The sequence below is a fragment of the uncultured Succinivibrio sp. genome, assembly GCF_902756765.1.
Taxonomy (GTDB): Bacteria; Pseudomonadota; Gammaproteobacteria; order Enterobacterales; family Succinivibrionaceae; genus Succinivibrio.
Window position 1 is genome coordinate 80,678 of record NZ_CACVSS010000022.1, and the last position, 6,282, is coordinate 86,959.

Here is a 6,282-nt window from a genome sequence, read left to right on the forward strand (position 1 = left end):
ATGGCTGTACAAAACTAGTAGTAGGAGTATCCTTTGACAGCCTCAATCATCAGAGGAACATCCTGCTTTCCTTTATATTCACGAACCAGATCGCGAAGGAATGAGCTGGCACCTGTAGGTTCCGAGTTACCGAACATGCTTCTGACCTGAGCATAGCTGATGAACAGAGCTTTCTTGGCACGGGTCACACCTACGTATGCCAGACGTCTCTCCTCTGCAAGAGATTTATCTGAATAGGCACAGAGTCTTGATGGAAGAATATCCTTTTCAAAACCTACCAGAAATACATATTTGAACTCAAGACCTTTAGAGGCGTGCATTGTCATCAGATTAACCGCATCCGCAACATTGGAGGTACCGCCCTCCTCATTAAGCTCACCGGTTGAAACCAGTGTGATGTTGGACAAATAGGTTAAAAGAGGATCTTCAGTTTTCTTTTCCTTCTCTGTTGCAGACTCAGCCTCAGAGGTATTTTCCTCAGTAGAGTCATCCTCAGCAGGAGGAGCCGCTTCAAATTCCTTTATATTGGAAATCAGCATACCAAGGTTGGCATAACGGGAGTGTTCCTCGGTATCCTTGCCATCCTTGAAGTCCTTTTCCTGATAGTACTTATAAAGGCCTGTCATTCTGAGCATCTCATCTGCAAATGCAGAAAGACTCATATTCTGTCTTTTCTCATTCAGAGCCTTGAAAAGCTCATAGAATACAGAAATCTTTTTATAAAGAGAGCTTAGGGTCTTATCAACATTCCCTGAATTTACATGAGCCTCCAGAAGACGCATGGCCCTGATCAGAGAACAGTTTCTCTCGTTGGCAATGACTCTGAGTCCTTCAACTACCTTAGGTCCAATCTTTCTTGAAGGAGTATTGATGATTCGAAGTAATGCGGTATCGTCATCCTCATTCACGAGAATTCTCATATAGGCGATGGCATCGAGAATCTCGGCACGCTCAAAGAACTTCTGTCCACCGTAAATAACAAAGGGAATATGCTTTCTTAAAAGGTTCTGCTCAAAATCCAGTGAAAGATAGTTGTTACGGTACAGAATGGCGATATCTCGGTAATCAACTCCGGAATCATGCAGTGTGGCAATTCTGTCGGTAACAGTAGCAGATTCAACCTTATTGTTGGCGCAGTTCAGGATTTTAACCTTGTCACCCTCACCGAAATTACCCTTTAAAACCTTCTCCATCAGGCGGTCACTGTTAAAGCCGATAATGGTATTTGCAACATCCAGGATTTTCTGAGTGGAACGGTAGTTCAAAGCCAGGAGCACCTGCTTAACATCTGAGAAATCTTCCAGAAACTTTCTCATGTTGCCGACATCAGCGCCTCTCCAGCCATAGATTGACTGATCATCATCACCCACCACCAGCACATGTGAATCAGGACCTGCGATCAGACGCAGGAAGCGGTACTGGATTGAGTTGGTGTCCTGAAACTCATCAACCAGAATCTCTTTGAATCGGCGGTGTTGAAGCTCACGGATTTCACGGTTGTTTTCCAGAAGTTCAACGGTTCTTAAGAGCAGTTCACTGAAATCTACTGAGTTTTCCTGGTTGCAGACCTTCTCATAAACGGAGTAGACGCGGTCTGTAATTTTCACATGATCAGGAGACTTTGCGGAAACCATCTTGCTGTAGGCCAGAGCTCGAATTCCGTTTTCCTTCTGCTTGCTGATATTAGAGGCAATATCAGAAGGCTTAAACTCCTTGGTATCAATATTCATGTCCTTCATCAGACGCTTAACCAGAGATACCTGACTGTCAGTATCGAGAATGGTAAAACCAGGAACCAGACCTGCATACTGGGCATAGGCTCTGAGCAGTCTTAGGCATATGGAATGGAAGGTATTGGCCCATAGGGAGGACTGAACTGAATTGCCTACCATCAGACTGAGTCTTTCACGCATTTCGGTAGCTGCTTTGTTGGTAAAGGTTACCGCCATGATGTTGCGAGGAGCAATATGATAATGCTTGATAAGCCAGGCTATTCTTGAAACCAGAACTCTGGTCTTGCCGGTTCCGGCCCCGGCGATAATCAGCATATTGCGCAGCTCAGCAGAAACAGCCTCATGCTGTGATTCATTCAGTCCTTCAAGAATGCTGTCAGACTGAGGATCTTCATCAAGAGCATCTTCTGATAGGCCGTTGTTAAACTCGTATAGTGAATTGTCTTGCATATTTACAGTAAATCTTTAAGTTCTAGAACATTGTCCAGGAGAATATCAGGCAGCACCTTAAGCTGCTTTTCATCAGGTGAAATACCGGTGTAGCCTTTGTATACCCAGGCACATTTACAGCCGGACTGAACAGCTCCATAAACATCGGTGAAAGGATCATCACCGATATGAAGTATTTCATCTATTTTAACATTTTTGTATTTAGCGCACTCTATGAACATATCTGCATAGGGTTTTCTGCGCAGACCTCCTACAGAAGGACGGATATCGCGCTCAAAATAACTTTCAAGACCGATTTTTTCAGGCTTAAGATTTCCGTTTGAAAGCGCAATCATCGGATATTTCTCGCTGAGAGAGGCAAGCATATCATAGATATCCTGATGAACAAATCCGGCCGAACGGTGATCTACAAAAAGATCAACAAGTTCTCTGGCCTCATCAAGGCCGTTCTTTAAAGGGATCTTAAGACGCTTGAAGGCCTCAACCAGACTTACCTCACGCAAAAGGGTAACATCGTCGGCAAGAGCAGGATTATCATGAAGAACCTCAGCCTTAACCTGTGACCAGTAGTCATACTTAAGACAGGCCCCGCCTAAACCGTAGGTGTCGCAGAGGTACTGGGTGAACCAGGCATCAGCTTTACGTAAAACCGTCTCACAGTCATAAAGGGTATTATCTAAATCAAAGGAAAGGACTTTAATCTTACTGAGATCAATCTGTTTTAAAAATTTCAATTCTTTTTCCTGGATGCTAATGGATGAGAGTTATTATATACGGCTTTTAGATGTTCAAAATCCAGATGAGTATAAATCTGTGTTGCAGCAAGACTGGCATGCCCCAGCATTTCCTGAACCGAGCGCAGATCCGCACCTCCCTGCAGAAGTTCTGTTGCAAACGAATGTCTGAGCTTGTGCGGGTTAAGATGAGTGGTAACACTGGCCTTGTCACACAGTTTCATCAGATTCTGCTCTACAGCACGGGTAGTCAGTCTTGAACCGAAACGGTTTAAAAACAGAGCAGGCTCTTTAGGCTCAAAACTTTCTCTAATCAGAAGATAGTCATTTATTCTTGAAATAGCACTGTCATTAACAGGAACCACTCTCTGCTTGCTGCCCTTTCCCAGCACTCTTACTTCCTGAACAAATTCGTCATAATCCTCAAGATCAAGACCAACCAGTTCAGAAACACGCAGACCAGAGGAGAACAGCAGTTCAACAATAGCAAGATCACGTCTCTCGTATATTGTTTCCGGGTTCAATGACAGAATGGCATCTATCTCTGTTAAAGAGAGTATCTTTGGCAGATGTCTTTTGATCTTGGGCGCTTTTATCAGTGAAAAAGGATTATCTGGGATTTCTTCAATGGATACGAGAAATTTGAAAAAGGAACTTAAGGCGTAAAGATCATGGGCAACAGAATTATTGTTGAGCTTGTTCAGATCAGCATCAAAATTAAATTCTCTCTGAATTACTCGCATCTGTTCGAGTTTTACGTCTTTCCATTCTTTAAGATCAGAAAACTCGCGCTCCAGAACCTCCAGAGCTTTAGTAAGAACACGCTGATAAGATTCTATAGTATGCTGACTTGCCCGTTTCTCAAAACGAAGTTTATCTAAATACCTGTCAATAAAATCTTTTAACATATTACACTTTCAGAAATTTCCGCTTAATTTAGATAGACATCTTTCAATATTACTATTCAAAAGTATGACTTCTTTTTTTCAATCAGGCAACCCAAAAAACAAATTGAGTTAACACTGAATTTAATTCATATTTTTCACATGACTAGTACACATAGTTGGAAAAGTGGACAAAACACTCCTGTTATAGTTGGATAAATGGGCAAAATACCCCTGTTTATAGTTGGAAAAGTGGGCAAAATACCCCCTGTTTATAGTTGGAAAAGTGGGCAAAATAAAACTATAATATAACAAAGATCCAGCAAAACAGGCGATAAGCATGAATTCTCTTAAAAGAAAAATAGACCATTATCTAAAGACTCATTTTGAAAGCAACAAAACAGCCCTTTTAATCGAAGGAGCAAGACAGATTGGAAAGACACACTCAATTAGAGAGTATGGAAAAAAATATGAGAGTTTCATCGAAATAAATTTTATTGAGCAACCTGAAGCAGTATCGTTATTCAGGAATTTAAAGAATTCTAAGGATCTGTTAGCAAGATTATCTCTTTTTACTACAAAGTCTCTCAAAAAAAATTCTACACTCATATTTTTCGACGAGGTTCAGGTGTGTCCTGAAATACTGACATACATTAAGTTTCTTGTTGAAGAAGGATCCTACCGTTACGTTTTAAGTGGTTCACTGTTGGGAATAGAGCTCAACAATCTAAGATCAGCTCCTGTAGGATATCTCACGATTAAGAGAATGTATCCTCTTTCTATTGAAGAATTCTTCTCAAATCTTGGGATTGGACAGAATATTATTGAGTCGCTAAAAAAATCCTATATAAATCTATCACCTATAGACGAATTCGTTCATCAGAAAATGATGGAATTATTCAGACTTTACTTAGTTGTTGGAGGAATGCCAGCTGTAGTAAAAAAATATATTGAAACCAACAATCTTCAGGAAGTTTTATCAACTCAGAAACAAATCCTAAATCTTTACAGAAAGGACATAAGTAAATACGATGACAAAAACAGATTATCAATAATTGAAATTTTTAATCTAATTGCTCCTGAACTTAATAACCCTAACAAGAGATTTATCATTAAGGATCTTGGGAAAAATATAAAATTCGACCGATATGAAAACAGCTTCCTATGGTTAAAGGATGCAGGTGTATCCATACCTGTCTATAACATTGATGATTTAAAAATACCTTTAATTCTTTCCAAATCCAGAAGCTTATTCAAATTGTTCATGAATGATATAGGTCTTCTTGCTGCTGAATACTCTCAAGGAATTCAACTTAGGATTATAAGCGGAGACAACAGTATAAATTGTGGTTCTATATTTGAAAACGCAGTGGCTCAGGAACTGTTGTCTAAAGATTATGAACTCTTTTATTACAATAACAAAAAGAGAGGAGAATTGGATTTTGTTATTGATTATGAAGGAAAAGTTTTACCAATTGAGGTTAAGTCTGGAAAAGATTACAAAATACATAGAGCTCTTTCAAACATATTGGCAGATAGTGAATACAAAATTGATAGAGCAATTGTATTCACTAACTCTAATATCCAGGTTGAAGGTAACAAACTATACCTTCCGATTTACATGGTAATGTTCTTGGAAAAACCAGACAATATTCCCTCGTTTTATAAGATAGATGTATCAGCTTTTAATTAAAAAAAATGAATTGACGATTAACTCTCCTGTATTTTGGAGTTAAAGAAAACTGAAAAACTTGAATACTGCTATGATGCAGCTCAGGCTGCAACTAAGCAGATAATCAAAAAAGATTATGCTTCAAATTTTATTTCCAGAAGATAAAAGAAAGTCTATGGAATCGGTATTAGCTTTTAAAAAAGAGCTGTGAGATTATTTCCCTTGGAAATCAGGTAAAAGATTCTGCTAATCAGTAGATTTATTCTATTAAACCATCAAGTCCGACGAGCATTGATTATGTTTTGCTTTGGTGAATAATGTTCTGGAAAAAAAGGATCTCAAATAAAATAATGTCGGAGTTTTCATCTGAGATCCTTGAAATGATGGACTTTTTATTCAGCTTTTAGAACATATACTTGATATCGGCACTTGCCCATGCTCCTCTGAAGTTATCACCGTACAGGCCCTTTAGACTGAAATCAAGAGTAAGACCTGTATTGGATGCAGGCTTAACTGCTACACCAATCTCACCAAAAGCACGTGTACCTTTTGTCTTAGAAGACTTAGCCCATGCCTTATCATCTACCTTCAGCTTTGATTTACCGTCAAATTCATGCTCTAGTCCTGCTCCACCATAAAGAGAAGTTACAGGAGTAAAATCATGGGTGTATCTTCCAGCAACACGTAAACGATTTGAATTTACAGCTGAGAGCTTATATTTACCGCCAGCATTGAAGGAATCACTAGCCTGATAGAGGTAGAAATACTTTCCATAGATATCTAGACTGTTAGTGTCATCAATTTTAATG

5 protein-coding genes are annotated in these 6,282 nt (G+C 39.3%); 1 reads left to right on the forward strand and 4 read right to left on the reverse strand.

Annotated elements, in window-relative coordinates:
• Positions 1 to 14 precede the first annotated feature (14 nt).
• From QZU45_RS04995 to QZU45_RS05005, 3 genes are read right to left on the reverse strand one after another with little or no spacing between them, the layout of a single operon-like run.
• On the reverse strand, positions 15 to 2,183 hold the full coding sequence (locus QZU45_RS04995) for an ATP-dependent helicase (protein ID WP_295352346.1): 2,169 nt from the start codon (positions 2,181 to 2,183) through the stop codon (positions 15 to 17).
• A 2-nt stretch (positions 2,184 to 2,185) separates the two neighbouring features.
• Positions 2,186 to 2,917, reverse strand: coding sequence for an HAD-IA family hydrolase (locus QZU45_RS05000; RefSeq protein WP_295352348.1), 732 nt, complete (start codon positions 2,915 to 2,917; stop codon positions 2,186 to 2,188).
• Positions 2,914 to 3,825 carry a tyrosine recombinase XerC gene (locus QZU45_RS05005; RefSeq protein ID WP_295352351.1) on the reverse strand — a complete coding sequence of 304 codons (912 nt, stop codon included), beginning with the start codon at positions 3,823 to 3,825 and terminating at the stop codon, positions 2,914 to 2,916. The genes QZU45_RS05000 and QZU45_RS05005 overlap by 4 nt, the downstream gene beginning before the upstream one ends.
• 316 nt (positions 3,826 to 4,141) lie before the next feature.
• On the opposite strand from QZU45_RS05005, the gene QZU45_RS05010 reads away from it, so the two are divergent.
• On the forward strand, positions 4,142 to 5,494 hold the full coding sequence (locus QZU45_RS05010; RefSeq protein WP_295352354.1) for an AAA family ATPase: 1,353 nt from the start codon (positions 4,142 to 4,144) through the stop codon (positions 5,492 to 5,494).
• Positions 5,495 to 5,876: 382 nt separating this feature from the next.
• Here the strand turns inward: QZU45_RS05010 and QZU45_RS05015 are convergent.
• Positions 5,877 to 6,282: hypothetical protein (locus QZU45_RS05015; RefSeq protein ID WP_295352357.1), on the reverse strand; the 406-nt coding region annotated here is incomplete at its 5' end.

What these genes read in the sequence shown, in the direction of transcription:
- QZU45_RS05010 (WP_295352354.1), top strand. Translation starts at nt 4,142, where the DNA reads ATGAATTCTCTTAAAAGAAAAATAGACCATTATCTAAAGACTCATTTT.
- QZU45_RS04995 (WP_295352346.1), bottom strand. Translation starts at nt 2,183, where the DNA reads ATGCAAGACAATTCACTATACGAGTTTAACAACGGCCTATCAGAAGAT.
- QZU45_RS05005 (WP_295352351.1), bottom strand. Translation starts at nt 3,825, where the DNA reads ATGTTAAAAGATTTTATTGACAGGTATTTAGATAAACTTCGTTTTGAG.